Annotated in this window: 25 protein-coding genes and 3 tRNA genes; 22 read left to right on the top strand and 6 right to left on the bottom strand. The window is 62.0% G+C overall.

What is annotated here, in order from left to right:
• Positions 1-117 precede the first annotated feature (117 nt).
• The 18 genes from pspA to I6L37_RS14095 all read left to right on the top strand — a co-directional run bounded on the left by pspA (position 118) and on the right by I6L37_RS14095 (position 16502).
• On the top strand, positions 118-792 hold the full coding sequence (gene pspA / locus I6L37_RS14010) for a phage shock protein PspA (protein WP_216992157.1): 675 nt from the start codon (positions 118-120) through the stop codon (positions 790-792).
• Positions 793-795: 3 nt separating this feature from the next.
• Positions 796-1032, top strand: coding sequence for an envelope stress response membrane protein PspB (gene pspB / locus I6L37_RS14015; protein WP_025326779.1), 237 nt, complete (start codon positions 796-798; stop codon positions 1030-1032).
• Positions 1029-1433, top strand: a complete 405-nt coding sequence (gene pspC / locus I6L37_RS14020) for an envelope stress response membrane protein PspC (RefSeq protein WP_216992158.1) — start codon at positions 1029-1031, stop codon at positions 1431-1433. The genes pspB and pspC overlap by 4 nt, the downstream gene beginning before the upstream one ends.
• Positions 1434-1607: 174 nt before the next feature.
• The gene (locus I6L37_RS14025; RefSeq protein ID WP_216992159.1) at positions 1608-3014 is read left to right on the top strand and encodes a YcjX family protein; all 1407 of its coding nucleotides are present in this window, start codon (positions 1608-1610) and stop codon (positions 3012-3014) included.
• A gap of 52 nt (positions 3015-3066) precedes the next feature.
• Positions 3067-4110, top strand: a complete 1044-nt coding sequence (locus I6L37_RS14030) for a YcjF family protein (protein ID WP_216992160.1) — start codon at positions 3067-3069, stop codon at positions 4108-4110.
• A gap of 177 nt (positions 4111-4287) precedes the next feature.
• Positions 4288-5211, top strand: a complete 924-nt coding sequence (locus tag I6L37_RS14035; RefSeq protein WP_216992161.1) for a LysR family transcriptional regulator — start codon at positions 4288-4290, stop codon at positions 5209-5211.
• A gap of 204 nt (positions 5212-5415) precedes the next feature.
• A complete protein-coding gene (locus I6L37_RS14040; protein WP_216992162.1) occupies positions 5416-6561 on the top strand; it encodes an ABC transporter substrate-binding protein in 1146 nt (381 codons plus the stop codon).
• Positions 6562-6623: 62 nt separating this feature from the next.
• On the top strand, positions 6624-7637 hold the full coding sequence (locus I6L37_RS14045) for an ABC transporter ATP-binding protein (RefSeq protein WP_216992163.1): 1014 nt from the start codon (positions 6624-6626) through the stop codon (positions 7635-7637).
• On the top strand, positions 7634-8602 hold the full coding sequence (locus I6L37_RS14050; protein ID WP_017788200.1) for an ABC transporter permease: 969 nt from the start codon (positions 7634-7636) through the stop codon (positions 8600-8602). Before I6L37_RS14045 ends, I6L37_RS14050 begins: the two co-directional genes overlap by 4 nt.
• Positions 8592-9410, top strand: a complete 819-nt coding sequence (locus I6L37_RS14055) for an ABC transporter permease (protein ID WP_017779087.1) — start codon at positions 8592-8594, stop codon at positions 9408-9410. Before I6L37_RS14050 ends, I6L37_RS14055 begins: the two co-directional genes overlap by 11 nt.
• 29 nt (positions 9411-9439) lie before the next feature.
• A complete protein-coding gene (locus tag I6L37_RS14060) occupies positions 9440-10870 on the top strand; it encodes a gamma-aminobutyraldehyde dehydrogenase (protein ID WP_005305495.1) in 1431 nt (476 codons plus the stop codon).
• 146 nt (positions 10871-11016) lie between these two features.
• The gene (gene phhA, locus I6L37_RS14065) at positions 11017-11811 is read left to right on the top strand and encodes a phenylalanine 4-monooxygenase (protein ID WP_061475365.1); all 795 of its coding nucleotides are present in this window, start codon (positions 11017-11019) and stop codon (positions 11809-11811) included.
• Between the two features lie 51 nt (positions 11812-11862).
• Entirely contained in the window at positions 11863-12201 is a 339-nt protein-coding gene (locus I6L37_RS14070; RefSeq protein WP_061475363.1) for a 4a-hydroxytetrahydrobiopterin dehydratase, read from the top strand.
• Between the two features lie 28 nt (positions 12202-12229).
• Positions 12230-12322 carry a 4a-hydroxytetrahydrobiopterin dehydratase gene (locus I6L37_RS14075; RefSeq protein WP_268854648.1) on the top strand — a complete coding sequence of 31 codons (93 nt, stop codon included), beginning with the start codon at positions 12230-12232 and terminating at the stop codon, positions 12320-12322.
• A gap of 134 nt (positions 12323-12456) precedes the next feature.
• Positions 12457-14004 (top strand): transcriptional regulator TyrR, encoded by a 1548-nt coding sequence (gene tyrR, locus I6L37_RS14080; RefSeq protein WP_216992164.1) that lies wholly within the window; start codon positions 12457-12459, stop codon positions 14002-14004.
• 175 nt (positions 14005-14179) lie between these two features.
• On the top strand, positions 14180-14749 hold the full coding sequence (locus tag I6L37_RS14085) for a YfiR family protein (protein ID WP_254203583.1): 570 nt from the start codon (positions 14180-14182) through the stop codon (positions 14747-14749).
• Positions 14746-15987 (top strand): diguanylate cyclase, encoded by a 1242-nt coding sequence (locus I6L37_RS14090; RefSeq protein WP_201941194.1) that lies wholly within the window; start codon positions 14746-14748, stop codon positions 15985-15987. Before I6L37_RS14085 ends, I6L37_RS14090 begins: the two co-directional genes overlap by 4 nt.
• Before the next feature lie 26 nt (positions 15988-16013).
• Positions 16014-16502, top strand: a complete 489-nt coding sequence (locus I6L37_RS14095) for an OmpA family protein (protein ID WP_042069630.1) — start codon at positions 16014-16016, stop codon at positions 16500-16502.
• Positions 16503-16584: 82 nt separating this feature from the next.
• On the opposite strand, the gene I6L37_RS14100 is transcribed toward I6L37_RS14095, so the two are convergent.
• Positions 16585-17313, bottom strand: coding sequence for a TerC family protein (locus tag I6L37_RS14100; RefSeq protein WP_216992166.1), 729 nt, complete (start codon positions 17311-17313; stop codon positions 16585-16587).
• A gap of 109 nt (positions 17314-17422) precedes the next feature.
• On the opposite strand from I6L37_RS14100, the gene I6L37_RS14105 reads away from it, so the two are divergent.
• From I6L37_RS14105 to I6L37_RS14115, 3 genes are all read left to right on the top strand, one after another.
• Complete coding sequence (locus I6L37_RS14105) at positions 17423-18538, top strand: ATP-NAD kinase family protein (protein WP_216992167.1); 1116 nt, start codon at positions 17423-17425, stop codon at positions 18536-18538.
• Positions 18539-18647: 109 nt separating this feature from the next.
• The gene (locus tag I6L37_RS14110; protein WP_042029226.1) at positions 18648-18926 is read left to right on the top strand and encodes a YfcL family protein; all 279 of its coding nucleotides are present in this window, start codon (positions 18648-18650) and stop codon (positions 18924-18926) included.
• A 98-nt stretch (positions 18927-19024) separates the two neighbouring features.
• The gene (locus I6L37_RS14115; RefSeq protein ID WP_216992168.1) at positions 19025-20686 is read left to right on the top strand and encodes an AMP-binding protein; all 1662 of its coding nucleotides are present in this window, start codon (positions 19025-19027) and stop codon (positions 20684-20686) included.
• A gap of 73 nt (positions 20687-20759) precedes the next feature.
• Here the strand turns inward: I6L37_RS14115 and I6L37_RS14120 are convergent, their stop codons facing one another.
• The 4 genes from I6L37_RS14120 to I6L37_RS14135 form a co-directional block, all read right to left on the bottom strand.
• Complete coding sequence (locus I6L37_RS14120; protein ID WP_216992169.1) at positions 20760-21923, bottom strand: PLP-dependent aspartate aminotransferase family protein; 1164 nt, start codon at positions 21921-21923, stop codon at positions 20760-20762.
• Between the two features lie 505 nt (positions 21924-22428).
• Positions 22429-22504: transfer RNA gene (locus I6L37_RS14125), tRNA-His, on the bottom strand.
• Positions 22505-22553: 49 nt separating this feature from the next.
• Positions 22554-22630 (bottom strand) — tRNA-Arg (locus I6L37_RS14130).
• 36 nt (positions 22631-22666) lie between these two features.
• Positions 22667-22743: transfer RNA gene (locus I6L37_RS14135), tRNA-Pro, on the bottom strand.
• A 214-nt stretch (positions 22744-22957) separates the two neighbouring features.
• Between I6L37_RS14135 and folD the strand changes: the two genes are divergently transcribed.
• A complete protein-coding gene (gene folD / locus I6L37_RS14140) occupies positions 22958-23812 on the top strand; it encodes a bifunctional methylenetetrahydrofolate dehydrogenase/methenyltetrahydrofolate cyclohydrolase FolD (protein WP_216992170.1) in 855 nt (284 codons plus the stop codon).
• 127 nt (positions 23813-23939) lie between these two features.
• Here the strand turns inward: folD and cspD are convergent, their stop codons facing one another.
• Entirely contained in the window at positions 23940-24158 is a 219-nt protein-coding gene (gene cspD / locus I6L37_RS14145; RefSeq protein ID WP_216992171.1) for a cold shock-like protein CspD, read from the bottom strand.
• Between the last annotated feature and the right edge of the window lie 62 nt (positions 24159-24220).

Consider the following 24220-nt stretch of genomic DNA (forward strand, 5'->3'; position numbering starts at 1 on the left):
TTGAATTTCCGCGAGAGTGCCCATATAAATCAACAAGTTAACAATTGTTCCAGATTGGCACACAAGTTGCCATTGTCAATGGAGAAACAACCCGATGCCTATCACAGGAGTACAATCATGAGCATTTTTTCCCGCCTGGCCGACATCATCAACTCCAACCTGACTTCCCTGCTCGACAAGGCGGAAGATCCCCAGAAGATGGTGCGCCTGATCATCCAGGAGATGGAAGACGAATTGGTGAAGGAGCGCTCCAACCTGGCCCGCTTCCTCGCGAACCAGAAAGAGATCGGTCGTCAGGTCAGCCGCCATCAGGAGCGGGTAGCCGAGTGGCAGGGCAAGGCCGAGCTGGCCCTGACCAAGGGGCGCGAGGATCTGGCTCGGGCCGCCCTCATCGAGAAGAGCAAGCAGACCGAGCTCGCCGATGCGCTGCAGCGCGAGTTGCAGGCGGTGGACAGCGGCATCGACAAGCTGGGGGAGGAGATCCGCCAGCTGGAAGCCAAGCTGGAAGATGCCCGTGCCCGCCAGAAGGCGATGGCCATTCGCAGCGAGGCCGCCAGCAGCCGGTTGAACGTACAGAGCCTGGTGGCTCGTGGCGGCAGCCAGTCCGTGGTCAGCAAGTTCGAGCGCATGGAGCGTCGCATCGACGAGATGGAGGCCCGCGCCGACCTGGGTCAGTCCGACCAGGCGCTCGCCCAGCAGTTTGCCGAGCTGGAGGCGGACGATCAGATCAGCCGCGAGCTGGAGGCCATGCGCCAGAAGCTCGGTCAGAGTGACAGCAAACAGGGGGAGTAACAGATGGAAGATCTGCTGGGTGTGTTGATGGTTCCCATGGTGGTCTTCATGGTGGTGGTGGCCCCCATCTGGCTGGTGCTGCACTACCGCGCCAAGGGGCGGATCGGTGCCGGCCTTGCCGACAGCGAGCGGGAACAGCTGCAGGGGCTGCTGGCCCGTGCCGAGAAGATGCAGGAGCGGGTCGGGGCACTCGAGTCGATTCTGGACGCTGAAGTCCCGGGCTGGAGGAACAAGGTATGAACAGCGCGTATCGTGAGGGGCGCAATCTCTATCGCGATCCCCGCCAGGGCAAGATAGCGGGGGTCTGCGCCGGTCTTGCCGACTATTTCGGGGTGGAGACCTGGATCGTGCGCCTGCTGGCCATCAGTGGCCTCATCTTCGCCGGCTTCATCACCTTCACCGCCTATATGGCGGCCTGGTTCCTGCTCGACAAGAAGCCGGTCACCCTCTATGAGCAGGAGGAAGAGGCCTTTGCCGAGGTACGAATGAAGGCGCGCAGCTGGCAGGCGGGGATCACCCCCCATCAGGCTCTGGGGCGGATCCATCGCGAGCTCGATGCGCTGGAGCCCAGATTGCAGCAGATCGAGAAGCTGGTGACCTCCAAGGAGTTCACCCTGCAGCGGGAGTTTCGCAAGCTGTAAGCCAGCCACCGGCCCTGTGCGAACCTCTCACCCCGCAGACAGGTAACCTGCCGCCACCAAGGTGGCGGCAGGTGCCCATCGGCAGAGGCTAGTGTTTGGACGGGGAGACTATCCAAGCCAATCAGCAACACCATCACCAACCCAATCACCAAGCTAGGGAGAACGGGATCAGCCTTGATACTCAATAAACTGGAACAGAAGTTGAATCGCCTGCAACACAAGGCGAACGACGTGGTGAACCGGGTTCGGGATCGCCACATCCGGCTGGCGGTGACCGGCCTCTCCCGCAGCGGCAAGACCGCCTTCATTACCGCCCTGGTCAACCAGCTGGAACATGCGGCCATCGACGGTCGTCTGCCCCTGTGGGATGCCCTGCGCCAGGGGCGCATTCTCGGTGCCCGCCGGGTGCCGCAGCAAAATCCCCATATTCCCACCTTTGCCTACGAGCGCGGCCTCGACTCCCTGTTTGGCGATCCGCCGGCTTGGCCCGAGCCCACTCGCGGGGTAGCCGAGGTGCGCCTCGAAATCCGTTATCGCACCCGTCACCCCCTGCGCAAGCACTTGGGGGAGATCTCCACTCTCTACGTGGATCTGGTGGACTATCCGGGTGAGTGGTTGCTCGATCTGCCGTTACTCGAGATGAGTTACGAGCAGTGGAGCGAGCAGGTGTGCGATCAGCTGCGCCGCCCCGAGCTGCAAACCCTCGCCGCCGGCTGGCTGACGCCCGCTTGGCAAGCGGATCAACCCTTTGAGGAGCGGCCGGTCGCCCAGCTTGCCGAGCGCTACACCGACTATCTGCACGCCTGCAAACGGGAGCTGGGACTGCACCTTATCCAGCCCGGTCGCTTCGTGCTGCCGGGGGAGTATGCTGGCGCCCCCATGCTGCAGTTTGTGCCTTGGGTGTGGGACAAGCCTGCCGGCGAACCCGTCGATGGCACCCTCTACGCCACCCTCAAGCAGCGTTTTGAGCAGTACAAGCAACACCTGGTGCAGGGTTTTTATGAGCAACACTTCGCGGGCTTTGATCGCCAGATCGTGCTGGTGGACTGTTTGCAGCCCCTCAATGCCGGCGCCGCCAGCTTTGGCGACATGCAACAGGCTATTGCTCGCATCATGGAGAGCTTTGCCTACGGCAAGAGCAACTGGTGGCGCCGGCTCTTCTCGCCGCGTATCGACAAGCTGTTGTTTGTGGCGAGCAAGGCGGATCATGTGACGCCGGAGCAGCACGGTCCCCTGGTCTCCCTGCTGCAGCATCTGGTGCGCAGTGGCCGCGGCCAGGCCCGCTTTGAGGGGATCGCCACAGAGTGCCTGGCACTGGCCGCCATCAAGGCGACCGAAGTGGGCAAGGGGGTGGCCAATGGCCGCGAGTTTCCCGCCATCCGTGGCACCAGCCTCTCGGGTGAGCCGCTCTTGCTGTTCCCGGGCGAAGTGCCCACCCATATTCCGCCCGCGCAATGGTGGAACACCCAGGGCTTTGATTTTCAGGCGTTTCGCCCCATGCCCATGAGTGCCCATCAGGCGCTGCCCCATATCCGGCTCGATGCGGCGCTGGAGTTTTTGCTCGGGGATCATCTCGAATGAGTCGTGCGCGCTGTCGTGCCGTACCGACACGCCGCGTACAGGAGAAAAAGTGATGAACGATCAGACAAAACAGCACGGGGATGCCAACGCATCGCTGCAGGGCAAGGTGATCCTGGAGCCAGCCCTCAAAGTGGCGAGCGAGGAGCGACCGCCTGCCCCCGCCCAGCGTCTCGATGAGACCAGCTTCGAGCGCCTCGACAATCTCGATGCCCTCACCGAGGTGGAACCGGCCCTGACCCTGCGGCCGCGCCGGCGTCATCGGCTGCTCGCCTGGGGGCTGGGGGCGGTTGGCCTGCTCTCCCTGGGGCAGTATGGCGCCTTCCTCTACGATCAATTTCTCACCTCCCCGCTCTGGGGCAGCGCCTGGCTGCTGGCCTCAGGTCTGGTGGCGGTGGGCACCGCCGGGGTGGTGGGGCGCGAGTGGTTGCGGCTGCGCACCCTAAAAAAGCGCCAGGATGTGCGCTCGCGGGCTGAAGACTTGCTGGCCCATCAGGGAGTCGGGCAGGGGCAGGCGTTCTGCGAACAGCTGGCCGAGCGCAGCGGTGACAAGGGGCGCGAAGGATACCAGAGCTGGCTTGCCCAGCTCGACGAGAGCCACAGCGATCGGGAAGTGCTGACTCTCTACAGCCAGCTGGTGCTCGGCGAGCGCGACAAGCTGGCCCAGGCGCGGGTGGCCAAGTGGTCGGGGGAGGCCGCCGTGCTGGTGGCCCTGAGCCCGCTTGCCACCGTCGACATGATGCTGATGCTGTGGCGCAACCTGCGGATGATCGAGGACATCGCCGATGTCTACGCCATCGAGCTTGGTTACTGGAGCCGCATTCGCCTCATTCGTCAGGTGTTTCGCAACATGCTCTACGCCGGTGCTACCGAGCTGGTGACCGAAGTGGGGATGGACTTGCTGGGGGCCGAGCTTACGGCCAAGCTCTCCGCCCGCGCCGCGCAAGGGGTGGGGGCTGGGTTGCTCACCGCTCGCCTTGGTCTGCGCACCATAGAGGCGTGCCGCCCGTTGCCCTGGTGCGCGGATGAAAAACCCAAACTCGGCGAGCTGCGCAAGCGGCTGATCGGCCAGCTGGCGGGCTATCTCAACAAAGGCTGATCCTGCTTTTCGATGACATGAGGAGCATCGCATCCCCGCCGATCCTGTTTAAGGGTGGCGGGGATGCGTCGTGTTGCCCCTCCGGTTCAGCCACTGTGATCCCTGTGTGCATTGTTGTCCGGCGGGCATTGCGGGTAAGCTGGCCATTCGACCGATGATCTACGGCAAGGATGCCAGATGAACTTTACCTTTCGCCAGATCCGCTATTTCGTGGCGGTGGCCGACAGCTTCTCGGTGAGCCGCGCCGCCGCCGAGTTGCATATTTCCCAGTCGGCTGTCACCAGCGCCATCCGCGAGCTGGAGACCGAGCTCGGTGCCCCCCTGTTCGATCGCAACCCGCGTGGGGTCAGCCTCACCACCCAGGGCCACCAGTTTTTACTGCACGCTCGCCGCATCCTCGGCGCCATGACCGAAGCCAGCCACTCCCTCAAGGCGGTGGCCCAGCAGGATCAGGGGCGGCTCACTATCGGCGTGACGACGCTGGTGGCCGGTTACTACCTGTCGGAGGCGCTAGGCCGCTTTCGCCGCGCCTTTCCGGCGGTGCAGATCGAGGTGAAAGAGGACGAGCAGCCCTATCTCGAGCACCAGATCGTCAACGGCGAGGTGGACGTGGGGATCCTGATGACCAACCGCACCATTCGTCAGGAGGCGTTCGATACCGAGCTGCTGACCCGCTCGCCGCTGCGGCTCTGGCTTGCCGCCAATCACCCGTTCTGCGCCGAGTCGACCCTCTCCCTCAAGGCCCTGGGGGAGGAGCCCATGATCTCCCTGACCGCCGATCAGCTGGATCAGATCATCGGCGGCGGGCTGCGTCGCTACGGCGTTGCGCCGCGCACCGTATTGCGCACCGCCTCGGTGGAAGCGGTGCGCAGCCTGGTGGCCAGCCAGCTCGGCGTCGCCCTGTTGCCGGATTTTGCCTATCGCCCCTGGTCGCTGGAGCAGGAGCGGGTCGAGGCCCGCGCCATCAAGGAGCCCATTCCCGCCATCGACATCGGCCTGGTGTGGCGACGTGGTTCCCGGCTGGATTGGACCGCCCGCGAGTTTATCGATATCGCGCGGGATCAAAGCCGGCTGCGGGCTCGCCAGCAGGCTTCCCGCTAACCGAAGGGATGGCGTCAACCATCAGGCGGGGTTGTCGCTAAAAATCAGATTCATCTGCACTCGATATCGATTTTGCAGATACCCAAGCCGTTAAAAATTGAAATTCTCATTGCACCCGCCTTCTCCTACGCTCATGACTGGTTAACAGGATGTTAATGCCTACTGTGGCGCCGCCACGGTTGCCAATCATGCAAGGAGAGCAAGATGAAATTGACCCCCCTCACCCTGGCCCTGATCCCCGCCCTGCTGGCAGGCCAGACCCAGGCAGCCCCCACCACCCTCGGCAAGGGTGAAGGCCAGCTCAACATCGTAGCCTGGGCCGGCTACGTGGAGCGCGGCGAGACCGACAAGAACTACGACTGGGTGACCGGCTTCGAGCAAGAGACCGGCTGCAAGGTCAACGTCAAGACGGCCGCCACCTCGGACGAGATGGTGGCCCTGATGAACGAGGGGGGCTTCGATCTGGTGACCGCCTCCGGCGACGCCAGCCTGCGCCTCATCGTCGGTGGCAAGGTGCAGGCGCTCAACCTGGCGCTCATCCCGAGCTACAGCAAGATAGATCCACGTCTGCAGAATGCCCCCTGGCACACGGTGGATGGCAAGCACTACGGCGTGCCCTACCAGTGGGGCGGCAACATCTTGATGTACAACACCAAGGTGTTCCCCAAGGCCCCCGACTCCTGGAGCGTGGTGTTCGAGGAGCAGACACTGCCGGACGGCAAGTCCAACAAGGGACGGGTGCAGGCGTTCGACGGCCCCATCCACATTGCCGATGCGGCCCTCTATCTGATGAGCCACCGGCCGGTGCTCGGCATCAAGGATCCTTACGAGCTCAACGAAGATCAGTACAAGGCCGCCCTCGACCTGTTGCGCCAGCAGCGTCAGCTGGTGGGGCGCTACTGGCACGACGCCTTCGTCCAGATCGACGACTTCAAGAACGAGGGGGTGGTCGCCTCCGGCTCCTGGCCGTTCCAGGCCAATACCCTGATCGCCGACAAGCAGCCCATCGCCACTACCGTGCCCAAGGAAGGGGTCACCGGCTGGGCCGACACCAGCATGGTGCACAGCGAGGCGAAGAACCTCACCTGTGCCTACAAATGGCTGGAGCACTCCCTCAACAACAAGCTGCAGGGGGATCTCGCCTCCTGGTTCGGTTCCGTGCCCGTGGTGCCGGCCGCCTGCGAGGGCAATGCCCTGCTCGGGAAAGAGGGGTGCAAGACCAACGGCATCGACAACTTCGATCGGGTTCGCTTCTGGCGAACTCCCGTCTCCCAGTGCAAGAGCCAGGGAACCTGCGTTCCTTACTACCGCTGGGTCTCGGACTATATCGCCATCCTGGGTGGTCGCTAAGGCCGGATAACCAGATGGGCCGGACAGGAGTCCGGCCCGCTCCCCTCTGACAAGGACGTACCATGACAGCCGTACAATTTGACCGGGTCAGCCGCCACTATGGCGAGGTGGCCGCGGTTGACGACATCTCCTTCCAGATCCCCGCCGGCGAGTTCTTCACCCTGCTGGGGCCGAGCGGTTCCGGCAAGACCACCTGCCTGCGGATGATCGCGGGCTTCGAATACCCGAGCGAGGGGGAGATCCGCCTGTTCGGTGAACCTTGCTCCACTGTGCCCCCCTACGATCGCAACCTCAATACCGTGTTTCAGGACTATGCCCTGTTCCCCAACATGGATGTGCGCGACAACATCGGTTATGGCCTGATGCTCAAGGGCGTGGCCAAGGCGGAGCGCTACCGCAAGGTGGACGAGATGCTGGAGCTGGTGCGCCTGCCCGGCGTCGGCAACCGCAAACCCGGCCAGCTCTCCGGCGGCCAGCGCCAGCGCATCGCCATCGCCCGGGCGCTGATCAACCAGCCGCGCATCCTGCTGCTGGACGAGCCGCTGGGGGCGCTAGATCTTAAGTTGCGCGAGCAGATGCAGCTCGAGCTCAAAGCCTTGCAGCGCCAGCTCGGCATCACCTTCATCTTCGTCACCCACGATCAGCAGGAGGCGCTCTCCATGAGCGACCGCATCTGCATCTTCAATCAGGGCAAGATCGAGCAGATCGCCGCGCCGGATACCATCTACGACGCCCCCGCCACCCCCTTCGTCGCCCGCTTCGTCGGCACCGTCAACCTGTTCGAGGGAGAGCAGGCCAGGCGCCTGTGTGGCGATGAGCGCCAGATGATGGTACGCCCGGAGCGGATCCGGCTCGCCGAAGCCGGTACGCCTGGCTGGTCCGGGGAGGTGCGCGAGGTGGAGTACCTCGGCCCCTTCGTGCGCTACCGGGTCGATCTCGGCGAGCAGCTCGAGCTTATCGTCAACCATCCCAACGAGGGCCAGGCCCGCCTGCCCCGCGGCACCCGGGTCAGCCTCAGCTGGCCGGAGCAGGCGATCCACCGTCTGCACACCGCCCACCAGGGAGCTCAACCATGAGCGCCCCCCACAGTGCGAGCCTTGCCATGAGCCACGCTACCGACTCCGTTCGCGTCAGGCCGCTGCGGCGCCTCTCCACCCTGCTCTACGGCCGCTCCGGCCTGCTGCTGGCCATCCTGCTGGGGCCGCCCCTGCTCTGGCTCGGCATCATCTATGTGGGCTCCTTGCTGATGCTGCTCTCCAACGCCTTCTTCGGGCTGGACGAGTTCAGCGGCCAGATCCGACACGAGCTGGGCCTGCAGAACTTCGTTGCCCTGCTGCGGGCGGAGAACCTGGACGTGATCCTGCGCACCGTCGGCATGTCCCTGCTGGTGACCCTGGCCTGCGCCCTGCTCGGTTTCCCCGTCGCCTACTACATGGCGCGCTACACCAGCGGCAAGACCCGGGCCCTGTTCTACGTCGGTATCATGCTGCCGCTCTGGTCCAGCTATCTGGTGCGGGTCTATGCCTGGAAGCTGATCCTGGCCAAGGAGGGGGTTATCAGCTGGCTGGCGGACACCCTGGGGCTGGACTGGCTGCTGGACGCCATCCTCTCCCTGCCGGTGATCGGCGGGCCGTCGCTGTCGTTCTCCCGCATCGGCACCTTCATCGTGTTCGTCTACGTCTGGCTGCCCTTCATGATCCTGCCCATCCAGGCGGCGGTGGAGCGGATCCCGCGCTCCCTGCTTGAGGCGAGCAGCGATCTCGGGGCGACGCCTGCCCAGACCTTCCGCACCCTGATCCTGCCGCTGGCCTTGCCCGGCGTGGTGGCGGGCTCCATCTTCACCTTCTCCCTGACGCTGGGGGACTACATCATCCCCGGCATCATCGGCAACTCCACCATGTACATCGGCCAGGTGGTCTACATGCAGCAGGGTACGGCGGGCAACCTGCCCTTCGCCGCCGCCTTCTCGCTGGTGCCGATCCTTATCATCGCCATCTACCTCACTATCGCGAAACGCCTGGGGGCCTTCGATGCGCTCTAATCCCTCTACGAACCAGCCCTCCGGCCTGCTCAAGTACGCGGCCATCGGCGGCCTCTTGTTCCTGCACTTCCCGATCCTGTTTATCTTCCTCTACGCCTTCACCAGCGAGAGCAAGAGTTACCAGTTCCCGCCCCCCGGGCTCACCCTCAAGTGGTTCGAGGTGACCCTCAACCGCCCCGACGTGTGGCGCGCCATCCAGCTGTCGCTGGAGGTGGCCGGGCTCGCTACCCTGGTGGCCATGGTGCTCGGCACCCTGGCAGCGGGGGCCATCGCCCGCAGTCGCTTCTTCGGCCAGGAGGTGGTGTCGCTTTTATTGGTGCTGCCCATCGCCCTGCCCGGCATCGTTACCGGTATCGCGCTGCGCTCCGCCTATGGGGTGATGGAGATCCCGTTCAGCTTCTGGACCATCGTCATCGGCCACGCCACCTTCTGCGTGGTGGTGGTCTACAACAACGCCCTGGCACGCTTTCGCCGCACCAACCAGAGCCTTATCGAGGCGTCGATGGATCTCGGTGCCGACGGCTTCCAGACCCTGCGCTACGTGATCCTGCCCAACCTCGCCACCGCGCTGCTGGCGGGGGGCATGCTGGCGTTCGCGCTGAGCTTTGACGAGGTGATCGTCACCACCTTCACCGCCGGCCAGCAGACCACGCTGCCGATCTGGATGTATCAGGAGCTGATCCGCCCCCGGGACAGACCGGTCACCAACGTGGTGGCGCTCATCATTGTGGCCTTCACCACCATTCCCATTCTGCTTGCCTACTACCTCACCCGCGACGGCCAGGACGTCGCCGGCAGTGGCAAATAACGACTCAACGCGTGCGCAAGGATGCAACCATGAAACTCTCTACCCAACTCTTGATCGATGGCCAGTTCGTCACCGGTGACGGCCAGGCCGAGCCCATCCTCAACCCGGCTACCGGGGAGCTTCTCGCCTCGGTACCCGAAGCCTCGTTCGAGCAGGTGAACCGGGCGGTGAACGGCGCCCAGCGCGCCTTCGCCCAGTGGAGCCGCACCACTCCAGCCCAGCGCAGTACCCTGCTGCTGCGCCTGGCCGATGCTATCGAGCGCCACGCCGAAGAGTTCGCGGCGCTGGAATCCCTCAACTGCGGCAAGCCCTATCTGGCGGTGCTGAACGACGAACTGCCGGCGGTGGTGGACTGCTTCCGCTTCTTCGCCGGTGCCGCCCGCTGCCTGCAGGGGCCGCTGGCGGGGGAGTATATCGAGGGGCACACCAGCATGATCCGCCGCGATCCCATCGGGGTGGTGGGCAGCATCGCCCCCTGGAACTACCCCCTGATGATGGCGGCCTGGAAGATGGCCCCGGTGCTCGCCGCCGGCAATACGGTAGTGCTCAAACCCTCCGAGCAGACCCCCCTCACCGCCCTGCGCCTGGCGGAGCTCGCCAGCGAGCTCTTCCCGCGCGGCGTCATCAACATCGTCTGCGGCCGGGGCGAGAGCGTGGGGGCGCCGCTGGTGGAGCACCCGCTGGTGCGCATGGTGTCTCTGACCGGTGACATCGCCACCGGCCAGAAGATCCTGCAGAGCGCCGCCCGAACCATGAAGCGCACCCACCTTGAGCTGGGGGGCAAGGCGCCGGTCATCATCTTCGACGACGCGGACCTGGAGGCCGTGGTGGCGGGCATTCGCACCTTCGGCTTCTACAACGCCGGCCAGGATTGCACCGCCGCCTGCCGCATCTATGCCCAGGGCAAGATCTACGACAAGTTCGTCGCCGCCATGACGGATGCGGTGGCCTCCATCAAGGTGGGCGGCCCACGCGAGGAGGGGGTGGAGATGGGGCCGCTCATCTCGGACCGGCAGCGCAACCGGGTGGCCAGCTTCGTGGAGCGGGCCCAGAGCAGCGGTCACGTGGAGGTGACGGCGGGGGGCAAGATCCGCCCCGGCAACGGCTTCTTCTTCGAGCCGACCCTGATCGCCCATGCCCGTCAGGAGGATGAAATTGTGCGCCGGGAGGTGTTCGGCCCCGTGGTGTCGGTGACCCGCTTCAGCGACGCCGAGCAGGTGGTGCAGTGGGCCAACGACTCGGACTACGGCCTCGCCAGCTCGGTCTGGACCCGGGATCTCGGCCTTGCCAGCAAGGTGGCCAGCCACCTGCAGTACGGCTGCACCTGGATCAACACCCACTTCATGCTCACCTCCGAGATGCCCCACGGCGGCATGAAGATGTCCGGCTACGGCAAGGATCTCTCCCTCTACGCCCTGGAGGACTACACTGTGCCGCGCCACATCATGGTCAAGCTCTAGTAGCCTAGCTAGAATGGTTGTCACAAATTATTTACATTTGTTGCCGCCAGCCGACCCTCGGGTCGGCTGCTTTTTTGCGGGGCGAAACGTTACAGTGATCCAGAGAGTGTCAGGGAGCCCGCACCGGGCCGAGGGATGGAACCGCTATGACAACGCTTTACACCGCATATCAGCCGGATGCCCGGGGCGTCATTCACTACCCGGATGAAGATCATGGCACCTGGCAGATCCTGATCGCCCGCCAACTCGGGGCGTTGGAGGGGAGGGCGTGCGATGAGTACCTGGCGGGGCTGGCCCGCCTCGGTCTGCCCCGGGATCGCATCCCTCAGTTGGCAGAGATCAACGCCGTGTTGCAAGAGGCCACCGGCTGGTCGGTGGCCGCGGTACCTGCCCTCATCTCGTTCGATCGCTTCTTCGCCCTGCTGGCCAATCGCCAGTTTCCGGTGGCGACCTTCATTCGCCATCGGGACGAGCTCGATTACCTGCAGGAGCCGGATATCTTTCACGAGATCTTCGGTCACTGCGCCATGCTGACCAATCCCGCCTTTGCTCACTTCACTCATCTCTATGGCCAGTTGGGGCAGAAGGCAAGCAAGGAGGAGCGGGTCTTTCTGGCGCGCCTTTACTGGTTCACCGTGGAGTTTGGCCTGATTGAAAGCCCGGCGGGGCTTAGGATCTACGGCGGCGGCATTCTCTCTTCCATCGGCGAGACCGCCTATGCCCTCTCGGGCCAGCCGCTGTTGCAACCCTTCGACCTGCTCGAGGTACTGCGCACCCCTTATCGCATCGATATCATGCAGCCCACCTATTTTGTGCTGCCAAGCCTCGATACCCTCTACCGACTGACCGGGGAGGAGATCTTGGCCGCGCTGGCCGAGGCCAAACGCCTTGGCTTGCGCCCGCCACGCTTTGCCCCCGCCGCGGGCAAGCAGGCGAGCTGAATGTCACCGGTTTTTCGTGATCCCCATCAAGAGAGCAACAAGGAGAGTCCCATGTCCGAACTGGCGAGCCAGCAGTGTGAAGCGTGCCGCGCCGATGCCCCCAAAGTCAGCGATCAGGAGCTGAGCGAACTGATGCATCTCATCCCCGACTGGCAGCCGCTGGTCGTGGAGGGGGCGCTGCAGCTGAGGCGCGAATTCGTCTTTCGCAACTTCAAGGAGGCGCTGGCCTTCACCAACCGGCTCGGCGAGCTGGCAGAGGCGGAGTTTCATCATCCGGCCATCCTGACCGAGTGGGGCAAGGTCACTGTCAGCTGGTGGACCCACAAGATCGGCGGGTTGCACCGTAACGACTTCATCATGGCGGCACGCACGGATGAGCTGCTGAAGTGAAGACGCCACCACTCATCGAGTGGGTGATATGGTGACCGTGAGTTGGTGGATCCACAAAATTGGGGAGCTGCACCGCAACGATTTCATCATGGCGGCGCGCACCGATCAGCTGCTCAAATAAGCGTCATGGGTTGACCTGGGCCTGCCCGGCGAAAGCGGGGTAGGCCCGCATTTTTATGGGCTGGCGCTCGCACTGGGGGGGGCGAGTCTGTATTATCCCGTCATTCATAGAGTTAGCTAGGAAGTGTGTCCCGAATGCGTCTTGAAGTCAGCTGTGAAGACCGCCTGGGCCTGACCCGGGAACTGCTCGACCGCCTGGTGGAGCACAACATCGATCTGCGCGGCATCGAAATCGATACCTCAGGCATCATCTATCTCAACTTCCCCGAGCTGGAGTTTCGCGATTTCCAGCACCTGATGCCGGAGATCCGCCGCATTCCCGGCGTCTATGACGTCAAGACCATCCCCTACATGCCCTCCGAACGGGAACACCACGAGATCGAGGCGCTGCTCAAGGCGTTGCCGGATCTGGTCTTCTCCCTCGACAGCAAGGGCAAGGTGACCCAGGCCAACCAGTCGGCGCTCACCACCCTCGGCCTGCCGGTGGAGGAGGTGCGCGGCGTGGCGCTGGGCTCCCTGGTCAAGGGCTTCTCCTTCGGCCGCTGGCTGGAGGCGAGCGAGATCAAGCCCCAGACCTGCAAGCTCACCATCCATGGCGAGGAGTATCTGGCGGATCTGATGCCGCTGTTTGTGGCCGAGGAGAAGGGCAAACAGGCCCTGGCCGGCGCCGTGGTGGTGCTCAAGTCCGCCCGCCGGGTCGGCATGCATTTCAGCGCGCTGCACGCGGTGGAAGTGGGGGGCTTTGAACACCTGCAGGCCGAGAGCCAGAAGATGAAACAGGTGCTGGCCCAGGCGAGCAAGCTGGCGATGCAGGATGCGCCGCTGCTCATCGTCGGCGAGACCGGCACCGGCAAAGAATTGTTGGCTCGCGCCTGCCACGGTGCCAGCCTGCGCTCCAGCCACCCCTTCATGGCGCTCAACTGTGCGGCCATGCCGGACAACGTGGCCGAGAGCGAGCTGTTCGGCTATGCCCCCGGCGCCTTTGGCAACAACACCGAGGGCAAGCGTGGGGTACTGGAGCTGGCGAGCGGCGGCACCCTGATGCTGGACGAGATCGGCGACATGTCTCCCCATCTGCAGACCAAATTCCTGCGGGTGCTGCAGGACGGGGTATTTCGCCGGGTGGGCGACGAGCAGGAGGTGAAGGTCAACGTGCGCTTCATCTGCACCACCCAGAAACAGCTGCTGGATCTGGTACATGAAGGCAAGTTTCGGGAAGATCTCTACTATCGCCTCAACGTGTTGAGTCTGGGTCTGCCCCCCCTGCGCGAGCGCAAGGCGGACATCATGGCGCTGGCCCAGCAGTTTGTCTCCCGCTTTGCCAGCGAGTTGCAGCGCCCGCGTCCGCGCTTTACCCGCAACATGGCCGATTACCTGACCGCCTATCGCTGGCCCGGCAACGTGCGCCAGCTGCGCAACTGTCTTTATCGGGCCATGACCCTGCTGGAAGGGGATGAGCTGGGTCCCGAGCAGATCGATCTGCCGGTGGCCGCCGAGGCCATGCCGCTTATTGACGAGTGGTTCGAGGGGGATCTCGACGATGCGGTGAAGCGCTTCGAGAGTCAGTTGCTGGCACGGCTCTATCCGGCCTTCCCGTCGACCCGCCAGCTCGCCAAACGGCTGGGTGTGTCGCATACCGCCATCGCCAACAAGTTGCGGGAATACGGGATCGGCAAGAAGTAATCTCCTCTCGCCCCTTGCATCCAACGGAGTCCATTGAAATATGGGCTCCGTTTTTATTTGTACGACCTGACCATCGGGACCGGATCCGGACTTGTCAAGGGGTTGCCGGGCCCCTTACTCTCTCCAGTTCATGTACCGAAACCGCACGATGGCGGTGATAGAGAGAGGCGGTTTTATCCTGATGTTATTTCCTTCCCCCGGCGTTGTTGTCCGCCTGTCACTCCTGTTGCTGGTACTGGGGCTGGTGTTTCCTTCGGGGACCATCGCCGCGGCGAAGACGGCTGCCGAAGTGCGGGCGAGTGCCGTCAAGGAGCTGGTGCTCGATATCATGAGCTACACCCGCTGGCCGGTGGAGCCCGAGGTGCTGCATCTGTGTGTGGTGGCGCCGACCGAATATGCCGGCGCCCTCTTCTCCATCACGGGGCAGAGCAATGGGAGAGCGGTGAGCGTCAATCGTTACGGGGTGACGGATCCTGCCATCCGCGATCACTGTGACGTCCTCTATCTGGGGATAGTGGATGAGACGACCCGGCTCGACCTCTTTTCCCGCCTGAAAGGCCGGGCCGTGCTCAGCATCAGTGAACAGAACGCCGAGTGCAGTGCCAGTGCAGTCTTCTGTTTGCAGCCGGATCCCGCGAGCGAGCGGGTTCGCTTCGACGTCAACCTGGATGCGCTGGCCCTGAGCGGTGTGCGGGTCCATCCTGCTGTCCTCAAGCTTGCCAAGGCGAATAGGGAGGCTCCATGACGGCCTGGCCAGGCTCCCGTGATCAACGACTGACCCTGCACCAAAACCTCAGACGTACCCACCTGATGGCCGCCTTCACCTCGGCCTGCGTAGTGGGGATCTTCCTCACCCTGATCGCCTTGCTGGCCATGCGGTTCCATGCGGAGCACAATCTGGAGCTGGTGGCGCGAGCCATCAGCTATACCGCAGAGGCGGCTGTGGTGTTCCGGGATGAGGAGGCGGCCAACGAGGCGCTCAGAACCATCGCCGAGCGTGAAGAGGTTGCCGAAGCGCAGATCTATCTGCCCGATGGCACCCTGCTGGCAAACTGGCGTCGAGCCACGAATACCCCCCTGGCGGGGCTGGAGAACTACCTGGCCGAACGGATACTGCCGGGGCCTGCCCGGGAGTCCATGATGCGGGGCAAGGAAGTGATCGCCGAAGTGCGGGTCAGGGGACACGGACAGTCGCTGTTGCTGTTTTTGCTGGCGGTGTTGCTGGTGATGCTGGTCTGCCTGCTGCTCAGCGCCATGGGGGCGCTCTATGTGGCAGGACGGATGCAGGTGTCGATCATCGGGCCGCTGCGGGATCTGGCGCAAGTTGCCCACTCGGTGCGCCGCCAGCGCACCCTTGGGATGCGCGCCAGCCCTGCTGCCATCGTTGAGCTCAACGAGCTGGGGGAGGATTTCAACTCCCTGCTCGACGAGTTGCAGGAATGGCAGCAGCATCAGGCTCGCGAGAATGCCAGCCTGCTGCATCAGGCGACTCACGATGCCTTGACGGGGCTGCCCAATCGGGCACTGTTCGAGGCTCGTCTGGAGCAGGCCATCATAGAGGTGGAGCAGGAGGGTAGCTCCTTTGCACTGCTTTACCTTGATTGTGATCGCTTCAAGCAGATCAATGATTCCCTCGGGCACAACGCCGGCGATGATGTGCTGGTGACCCTGGCCAAGCGTGTGCAGCACCAGCTGCGGCCGCGGGATCTGGTGTGCCGCCTCGGGGGAGACGAATTCGCCATACTGTTGAGTCCCGCCCATCAGGCTATGGATGTGGAAGAGGTGATCACTCGTATTCAGCAGGCGATGAAGGATCCTGTGGTATTGCGGGATGGGCAGCAGCTGGTCGCCGGGATCAGCATAGGGTTTGCCATCCATCAGCCCGGGACAAGTGCCAGCGAGCTTTGTGCGCTGGCTGACAGTGCCATGTATCTGGCAAAACGCGCCCGTCGAGAGGAGGTTGATGCCGCCAGGACGGCGTGAATGGAAGTCGTTAAGGAGTCGTAACCATGAAGATGTCCCTCTCCCTCAAGGCCGCCGTACTTGGCCTGCTGTTTTCCCTGCTGGCTGGCTGTCAGAGTCCGCCCAGGGGATTGACCGAAGAACAAGTGACGGTATTGAAGGAGCAAGGTTTTCATCTGACCGATGAAGGCTGGACGCTGGATTTTGCCAACCGGGTGTTGTTTGCCAATAACGTCGGGAAGCTTACGCCACAGACCCGCCAGGCGGTGGAAACGCTGGGCAGCTCCCTGCTGGAGGTGGGCCTCGACAAGGCCAGGATAGACGGTCATACCGACAACACGGGTAACGCCGCCTATAACCGCCAGCTCTCGGTGAAACGGGCCCAGTCGGTGGCGGATGTGCTGGTCTCGGTGGGCATGAAGCCAGCCAACCTCGAGGTCCGCGGGCGTGGTGACACGGCCCCGGTAGCCGACAATCGCACCTCGGCCGGACGGGCAGACAATCGTCGGGTGGCCATCGTGATTGCCAACGAATAAGGCAAGAGCCAGCCAGACATGTCGTGTACATAGCAAAAGAGCGCCCCGGGAGGCGCTCTTTTTGATCCTGCGATCGTGATGGCTATTTCTGCCCGTTGGCAGCCGTGTGGCTGCGCAGGCGAATGTTGATCATCTCCACCACCAGCGAGAAGGCCATGGCGAAGTAGATGTACCCCTTCGGAATGTGCACATCCAGCCCTTCCGCCATCAGGGCGAAGCCCACCAGGGTGAGGAAAGAGAGGGCCAGCATCTTGATGGTGGGGTGGTTGTCGACGAAATCGCCGATGGCCTTGGCGGCGAACATCATGATGAAGACGGCGATCATGATGGCCAGCACCATGACGGGCACGTGATCCGCCATGCCGACCGCTGTGATGACGGAATCCAGGCTGAACACGATATCGAGGATGGCGATCTGGAGCAGGGTGCTGACAAAGCCGGAGGCGACGGCCGTCGTGCTCTCCGGCTCGGCCGCGCCCTCCAGAGTGGCGTGGATCTCGTGGGCGCTCTTGCCGATGAGAAACAGGCCCCCCAGCAACAGGATCAGATCGCGCCCCGAGATGGCCTCGCCCAGCACGGTGAAGAGCGGGCTGGTGAGGCGCATCACCCAGGCCAGGGAGAGCAGCAGCAGGATGCGGGTGCCCATGGCAAGCGCCAGTCCCAGAATGCGCGCCTTCTGGCGCTGGGCCTCGGGCAGGCGGCCGACCAGGATGGAGATGAAGATGATATTGTCAATGCCAAGTACGATTTCGAGCAGGGTAAGAGTAGCGAGAGCGACCCAGGCTGAGGGGTCAAGAACCCATTCCAACATAATTGCACCTTGATAGGGAAAAACGAAACGGAACATTTTAACAGGGGGAGACCGCTTGTCCCAGTGTGGCGAAAAGATAAGAATGGTCGCCATCGCAAGGGAGGGACGCATGTTTCGATTAGGACTCATCATTAATCCGGTTGCCGGCATTGGCGGGGCAGTCGGTCTCAAGGGCAGTGATGGCGTGGTGGAAGAGGCGCTTGCTCGTGGCGCCGTGCCCAGGGCTCAGGAGCGGGCACGGCAGGCCCTGTTGCCACTGTGCGAGCTGACTGAGCGGTTCGAGTTGCTGACGGTCGCCGACGAGATGGGGGAGGCGCTGGCCCGCTCCCTCGGTTTGCCCTGCCGGATTGTCTACCACCCCGAAGGGGAGGCCACCAGTGCCACCGACACCCGCCAGGCAGCCGAGCGGATGCGCGACGCCGGGGTCGATCTGTTGCTGTTTGCCGGCGGCGATGGCACGGCGCGGGATATCTGTGCGGCGGTGGGGGAGTCGTGCCATGTGCTCGGCATTCCGGCGGGCTGCAAGATCCACTCGGGGGTCTACGGGGTGACCCCTGCCGCGACGGGCAGGGTGGCGGCACGGATGATCGCAGGGGAGCTGCTCAGCCTTATCGATGCCGAGGTGATGGATATAGATGAAGAGGCATTTCGAGCGGGCAAGGTGCGTGCTCGTCACTATGGCCAGCTGCTGGTGCCCGGCGATCTGCGTTACGTACAGGCGGTCAAGCAGGGGGGCAAGGAGTCCGAAGAGCTGGTGCTGGCGGATCTGGCCGCCGGTTTTGTGGAGCAAATGGAACCCGATGTTCTCTACCTGATGGGGTCCGGCAGCACGGTGGCCGCCTGCATGGCGGAGCTTGGCCTGGAAAATACCTTGCTCGGTGTGGATCTGGTGGAAAATGGCCGGCTTATCGGGCAGGATCTGTCCGCCGCCGAGATCCTGACCCGGATCCGCGGCCGTCGCTGCCGTCTGATCATTACCCTGATAGGCGGTCAGGGACATCTGTTCGGGCGCGGAAATCAGCAATTGAGTCCAGAGGTGATTCGGTGTGTCGGGCTGGAAAATATCCAGGTGCTGGCGACCAAGAGCAAGTTGGCCGCGCTTGAGGGCCGACCGCTGCTGGTGGATACCGATGATCCCGAATTGAACCGGGCGTTGAGTGGTTATCTGCGGATCACCACGGGATACAAGGATCAGGTCATCTACCCGGTGGCCAACCCGGAATAGGACGTCAAGGAAGCCGCTGGCCTGGCGCCAGAGAGCCGCAATCAACCGGATTGCGGTTCCATACCCCCGAATTATTTTGCCGGCAACCCCGGAAATGAGGCTGCGTTACATGACGATTCACGATTTTGAGCACAAGTTGTTGGGACTGATCGACGACATGGTTGCCACCGCGACAGACGATGAGCTGTTTGCCGGAGGATACTTGCGGGGGCATATCTCGCTGGCGGTAGCCCGGGCCGAGCTGGAAGGCAAGACCCTGGTGCGCGACGTCAAGAGCTATGTGCTGCGCAGTCTCAACGAGGCCATCTTGCAGGGGGAGCTCTCCGAGCAGGATGAAGAGCTGGTGCAGACCATGTGGAAACGCCTGCAGCAACAAGCGGAAGCTTGATCAAAAACAAATTTCAAACGGAAGTATGAGTTTCTGCTTCCCTGATAGTTATCAAAAGGTTAATAATAAGTATCGCCTTTTGTTTCAGGGATTAAACTATGGCTTCCACATCACATATTGCCAAGAAACTGCCGCTCGAGATGCTCTATCACTGGGAGCGGCAGTGTCCTGATCGGATTTATCTGCGACAAACCATCAACCGCGAATATGTCGACTTCACCTGGGGTGAAGTGGCGGAAGAGGCGCGGCGCATGGTGACGGCCCTGCGTCATCTGGGGCTGGTTGCTGGCGACAAGGTGGCGCTGCTCTCCAAGAACTGCGCCCAGTGGTTCATCGCCGATCTCGCCATGCAGATGGGGCAGTATGTGAGTGTGCCCATCTATCCCACCGCCAACGTCGATACTATCGAATATGTGCTGCGCCACAGCGAAGCCAAGGCCATCTTCGTCGGCAAGCTGGATGACTGGAAGAGCCAGGAGGCCGGCGTCCCCGCCGATCTGCTGCGCATCGCCTTTCCCTATGACACCATGCCGGCCAGCCACCAGTGGGACGACCTGCTGGAGGCGCACGAGCCCATTCCCGACAGCCCGGTGCAGGCGCCGGACTCCTTGCTGAGCCTGGTCTACACCTCCGGCAGTACCGGCAAGCCGAAAGGGGCCATGCTGAGCGTCGAGCGCTACGCCTGGTCCTGCGAGAAGCTGGTGGAAACGGTCGGTCTGACTCAGGCCGATCGCGGCTTCTCCTATCTGCCGCTCGCTCACATCACAGAGCGGGTTTACATCTATGGTGGCAGCCTGTTTGGCGGCGCCACCATCGCTTTCCCCGAATCCCTCGACACCTTTATCGAGGACGTCAAGCGCTGCCGTCCCACCGTGTTCATCTCGGTGCCGCGCCTGTGGGCCATGTTCCGCATCAAGATCCTCGAGAAATTGCCCCAGAAGAAACTCGATTTGTTGCTCAAAATCCCGCTGGTTTCCAGCCTCATCAAGAGCAAGCTGCAAAAGGGGCTGGGGCTGGATCAGGCGCGGGTGCTGGGCTGCGGCTCGGCGCCTGTGTCACCGGCCCTGCTTGAGTGGTACCTGAGCATCGGCCTGAATGTCACCGAAGCTTGGGGCATGACCGAAAACCATGCCTACTCCACCATCAACTATCCGTTTAGGGCAGACAAGATCGGTACCGTCGGCAAGGCGGGGCTTGGCGTGACCATCAAGATCTCCGATGAAGGGGAGATCCTCTGCCGCTGTGAAGGCATGATGCTGGGCTACTACAAGGATCCCGAGCACAGCGCCGAGGCCATCGATGCGGATGGCTGGCTCCATACCGGCGACATGGGCAAGCTGGACAGGGAGGGGTATCTCACCATCACGGGGCGGATGAAGGATGTGTTCAAGACCGCCAAGGGCAAGTATGTGGCGCCTGTCCCCATCGAAGGGCTGCTTGGGCAGGAGTCCATCATAGAGCAGCTGTGCGTGATTGGTTATGGCATGCCACAACCCATCGCCCTGGTGCAGCTCGCCGAAAGTGCCATGAAGGGGGACAAGGGAGCGGTCGAGGCCCAGCTGGAGGCGGCCCGCAACCGGGTCAACGATCAGCTGGAGGCTCATGCCAAGTTGCGTGGCATCCTGGTGGTGAAGACACCCTGGAATATCGAGAACGGCGTGCTCACTCCCACCATGAAGATCCGCCGCCACCTGCTGGAGCAAAAATATGCCGATATCGGCGAGCAGTGGCCTTCACGCTCCATCGTGTGGGAAGAGTAATGTCAGACATCGCCTGATCGCGTTGTGAAAACGGCGGCCATAATGGCCGCCGTTTTTGTGTTAGGTAAAAGAGTTAAAGGAGGGCGAGCGCCGCCGACAGATCGGCGATGAGATCGTCCGCGTCCTCCACCCCTATGCTGAAGCGGATGAGATCGTCATTGACCCCGGCGGCGAGGCGGCTCGCCTCGTCCATGGCGGCATGGGTAGTGCTGGCTGGATGGCAGGCCAGACTCTCGAGATCGCCGAGGCTCACCGCCTGCACGAACAGCTGCAAGTTGTCGAGCAAGGTGGCGCAGCGCTCAAACCCTCCTTCCAGCTCTATGCTCACCATGCCACCAAAGCCGCTGGCGAAGGCGCCAAGGGCAGGGTGGCCCGGATGGCTGGCCAGCCCTGGGTAGATCACTTTCTTCACCGCCGGGTGAGCGGCCAGAAATTCGGCGACTCTTTGCGCATTGTGCAGGTGGGCATCCATGCGCAGTGGCAAGGTCTTGACTCCCCGTTGCAGCAGGTAGGCCTCCTGTGGGCCGATGGGGGAGCCGATATGTTTGAGTGCCACGGTGCGGATGGATTTCATCAGCGCGTGGGATCCGGCCACCACACCGGCGATGATGTCGCCGTGGCCGCCCAGGTACTTGGTGCCACTGTGCATCACGATATCGACACCGAGCTCCAGCGGGCGTAGCAGATAGGGGGTGAGGAAGGTGTTGTCACACACACTGATGGCGCCCACCTTGCGGGCCGCCTCGACCACCACTCGCGGGTCTACCACCTTGAGGGTGGGGTTGGTCAGGGTTTCGAACAGTACCACCTTGGTGGCGGGGCGGATGTTGGCCAGCAGATCCTGATCGCTCTCGTAGGCGGTGACCTTGATGCCAGCGCGGCTGAAGGTCTGTTTGAGGAACGCATCGGTGCCGCCGTAGAGGGGGCCTATGTAGGCCACCTCATCGCCGCTATCGGCCAGGGCATACATGATGGCGCTCACCGCCGCCATGCCACTGGCCACCACCAGCGCCTCATCGGCTCCTTCGAGGGCTGCCAGCTTCTGCTCCAGCTCGGCGGTGGTGGGGTTGCCAAAGCGGCTGTAGATAAACCCCGGAGCCTGACCGGCGAAGCGCTCCTTGCCCGCCTGGGCGTTGAAGTAGCTGAAAGTGCTGCTCTGGTAGAGGGGGGTGGTAAGTGCCCCGGTCTGGGGATCGATTCGCTGGCCGCTGTGCACGCTCATGGTCTTGAATTTCATTGTATTACTCCGTGGTCGCCAGAAACTGGCACAGATATTCAGGTGTGATTATGGTTGGCAAGCTATGTTGCTCGAGTCCGTCTATGGTTTGTTCCTCGTTCTATCCTAATGTGGTTAGGCATAGTCATGGGGCTTGAATGCCTGGCCTTGATTGCGTGATGTTGCGAACTGCAGGGATATCAGTGCAGGTTCATGGGCTGCAGCAGTGCAGTTAGCGACGGGATAGCGAGTCCGGTAATAGGAAGTAGATGAGAATGGGAGAGGTTACCGTTTTGCGTAATAAAACATAAACAACAAATTATTCTGAGTTATAAGCACAAACGAAATAAGATTCAGAGTATTGATGATTTTGTGTCTTTATGAGGTGGAATACATAGAGCAAAGAACGGGCTTGGTTCTTTGATTTTGCTGAAGGGTAAAAACAAAAAAACCGGCACAGGCCGGTTTTTTTGTTTCACTCTGAAGAGCATTCTGCTCGCTATGAATTGCGAGAGCAGAGAGATAATGGGGTGGCTGATGGGGCTCGAACCCACGACAACCGGAATCACAATCCGGGACTCTACCAACTGAGCTACAGCCACCACTAAAACTGTCATTGATTTCCATTTATCTGATAAGAGAGGGAATCAATGGCGCGCCCTGCAGGATTCGAACCTGCGACCCACGGCTTAGAAGGCCGTTGCTCTATCCGACTGAGCTAAGGGCGCGTATCTCAACCTGCCATGCAGGCAAGTTGACAAACCTGGTCGGTGATAAAGGATTCGAACCTTTGACCCTCTGGTCCCAAACCAGATGCGCTACCGGGCTGCGCTAATCACCGAAATGTCGCGTCCAGCATACTCGACAAGAGTCGTACTGGGCAACGGGCGGGCATCATACCCAAGCGTTGGAGCCAGCGTCAACGACTTTTTCCCCCAGTAAATTCAAGTGCCTACTTATTGCCCTCTGGTCATGCGACCTATCTGTGCCGCTAACATCCCGGCTAAAAAAATGCGACAATGCGCGGCAGTTGAACACATGGTGAGTGGAGTACGATGTCTGCCAAAATCATAGATGGAAAACAGGTTGCGCAAACGATTCGCAGCCAGGTCGCGGCGCAGGTCCAACAGCGGTTGGCAGCAGGGAAACGGGCACCGGGGCTGGCCGTCATTCTGGTGGGGGCGGATCCTGCCTCTCAGGTCTATGTCGGCAGCAAGCGCCGGGCATGTGAAGAAGTCGGTTTTCTCTCCCGCTCTTATGACTTGAGTGCGACGGCCACTCAGGAAGAGTTGCTGGCCTTGATCGATGAATTGAATGACGATACTCATGTCGATGGCATTCTGGTTCAGTTGCCACTGCCGGCCCACTTCGATACGACCCTGGTACTGGAGCGGATCCGCCCCGACAAGGATGTCGATGGTTTTCACCCCTATAATGTCGGACGTCTGGCACAGCGTATTCCGGCACTGCGCCCCTGCACGCCGAAGGGGATCATGACGCTGATTGAAACCACAGGAGTTAAGACTCATGGTCTGCATGCGGTGGTGGTCGGAGCATCCAACATAGTGGGACGCCCCATGACCCTGGAGCTGCTGCTGGCGGGGTGCACGACCACCACTTGTCACCGTTTTACCCGCGATCTGGAAGAGCAGGTGCGCCGCGCTGATTTGCTGGTGGTAGCGGTCGGCAAGCCCAATTTCATTCCGGGGGAGTGGGTCAAGCCGGGGGCGCTGGTGATCGATGTGGGCATCAATCGTCTGGCGGATGGCTCTCTGGTAGGGGACGTTGAGTTTGAAACGGCGCGCAGTCATGCCTCTTTTATCACGCCTGTGCCAGGTGGTGTCGGACCGATGACGGTTGCCAGCCTGATGGAGAACACCCTGATCGCCTGTCACGACTATCACGACTGAAGACTGCCGATGAGGTGTCCGCGATTAGGGCACGAGACAGTCGTGGAGCACAGAAGTCACAGGTATAGATAATAAAAAACCGGTTTCTCTGGGAGAAACCGGTTTTTTATTTATCCAACGCATGGTTTTAAATACTTTGTGCTTCGTTTGGCACAATAACGGAGGCGTGATTTCCTTTCGGCCCCTGTTGCAGTTCAAAATTGACGGCCTGACCCGCTTTCAGGGTCTTGTAGCCCTCCATTTGAATCGTGGAGTAGTGCGCGAAGATATCTTCACCACCTCCTTCCGGACAGATAAACCCAAATCCTTTTGCGTTGTTGAACCACTTAACTGTGCCGGTTGCCATACTTCTACATCCTTTTATTGATTACCCAGAAGTCGTTGAGTAACCTGCGCCAGCCCATTATA

The organism is Aeromonas sp. FDAARGOS 1407, assembly GCF_019048725.1.
GTDB classification, from domain to species: domain Bacteria; phylum Pseudomonadota; class Gammaproteobacteria; order Enterobacterales; family Aeromonadaceae; genus Aeromonas; species Aeromonas enteropelogenes.

Excerpts from the sequence above, each read along its gene's own strand:
- I6L37_RS14075 (WP_268854648.1), top strand. The coding sequence starts at position 12,230 with ATGGTGACCGTGAGTTGGTGGATCCACAAAATTGGGGAGCTGCACCGC.
- I6L37_RS14040 (WP_216992162.1), top strand. The coding sequence starts at position 5,416 with ATGAAATTGACCCCCCTCACCCTGGCCCTGATCCCCGCCCTGCTGGCA.
- phhA (WP_061475365.1), top strand. The coding sequence starts at position 11,017 with ATGACAACGCTTTACACCGCATATCAGCCGGATGCCCGGGGCGTCATT.
- I6L37_RS14095 (WP_042069630.1), top strand. The coding sequence starts at position 16,014 with ATGAAGATGTCCCTCTCCCTCAAGGCCGCCGTACTTGGCCTGCTGTTT.
- I6L37_RS14035 (WP_216992161.1), top strand. The coding sequence starts at position 4,288 with ATGAACTTTACCTTTCGCCAGATCCGCTATTTCGTGGCGGTGGCCGAC.
- I6L37_RS14105 (WP_216992167.1), top strand. The coding sequence starts at position 17,423 with ATGTTTCGATTAGGACTCATCATTAATCCGGTTGCCGGCATTGGCGGG.
- I6L37_RS14030 (WP_216992160.1), top strand. The coding sequence starts at position 3,067 with ATGAACGATCAGACAAAACAGCACGGGGATGCCAACGCATCGCTGCAG.
- I6L37_RS14120 (WP_216992169.1), bottom strand. The coding sequence starts at position 21,923 with ATGAAATTCAAGACCATGAGCGTGCACAGCGGCCAGCGAATCGATCCC.
- pspC (WP_216992158.1), top strand. The coding sequence starts at position 1,029 with ATGAACAGCGCGTATCGTGAGGGGCGCAATCTCTATCGCGATCCCCGC.
- I6L37_RS14115 (WP_216992168.1), top strand. The coding sequence starts at position 19,025 with ATGGCTTCCACATCACATATTGCCAAGAAACTGCCGCTCGAGATGCTC.
- folD (WP_216992170.1), top strand. The coding sequence starts at position 22,958 with ATGTCTGCCAAAATCATAGATGGAAAACAGGTTGCGCAAACGATTCGC.
- I6L37_RS14050 (WP_017788200.1), top strand. The coding sequence starts at position 7,634 with ATGAGCGCCCCCCACAGTGCGAGCCTTGCCATGAGCCACGCTACCGAC.
- pspB (WP_025326779.1), top strand. The coding sequence starts at position 796 with ATGGAAGATCTGCTGGGTGTGTTGATGGTTCCCATGGTGGTCTTCATG.
- tyrR (WP_216992164.1), top strand. The coding sequence starts at position 12,457 with ATGCGTCTTGAAGTCAGCTGTGAAGACCGCCTGGGCCTGACCCGGGAA.
- cspD (WP_216992171.1), bottom strand. The coding sequence starts at position 24,158 with ATGGCAACCGGCACAGTTAAGTGGTTCAACAACGCAAAAGGATTTGGG.
- I6L37_RS14055 (WP_017779087.1), top strand. The coding sequence starts at position 8,592 with ATGCGCTCTAATCCCTCTACGAACCAGCCCTCCGGCCTGCTCAAGTAC.
- I6L37_RS14070 (WP_061475363.1), top strand. The coding sequence starts at position 11,863 with ATGTCCGAACTGGCGAGCCAGCAGTGTGAAGCGTGCCGCGCCGATGCC.
- I6L37_RS14060 (WP_005305495.1), top strand. The coding sequence starts at position 9,440 with ATGAAACTCTCTACCCAACTCTTGATCGATGGCCAGTTCGTCACCGGT.
- I6L37_RS14100 (WP_216992166.1), bottom strand. The coding sequence starts at position 17,313 with ATGTTGGAATGGGTTCTTGACCCCTCAGCCTGGGTCGCTCTCGCTACT.
- pspA (WP_216992157.1), top strand. The coding sequence starts at position 118 with ATGAGCATTTTTTCCCGCCTGGCCGACATCATCAACTCCAACCTGACT.
- I6L37_RS14090 (WP_201941194.1), top strand. The coding sequence starts at position 14,746 with ATGACGGCCTGGCCAGGCTCCCGTGATCAACGACTGACCCTGCACCAA.
- I6L37_RS14110 (WP_042029226.1), top strand. The coding sequence starts at position 18,648 with ATGACGATTCACGATTTTGAGCACAAGTTGTTGGGACTGATCGACGAC.
- I6L37_RS14045 (WP_216992163.1), top strand. The coding sequence starts at position 6,624 with ATGACAGCCGTACAATTTGACCGGGTCAGCCGCCACTATGGCGAGGTG.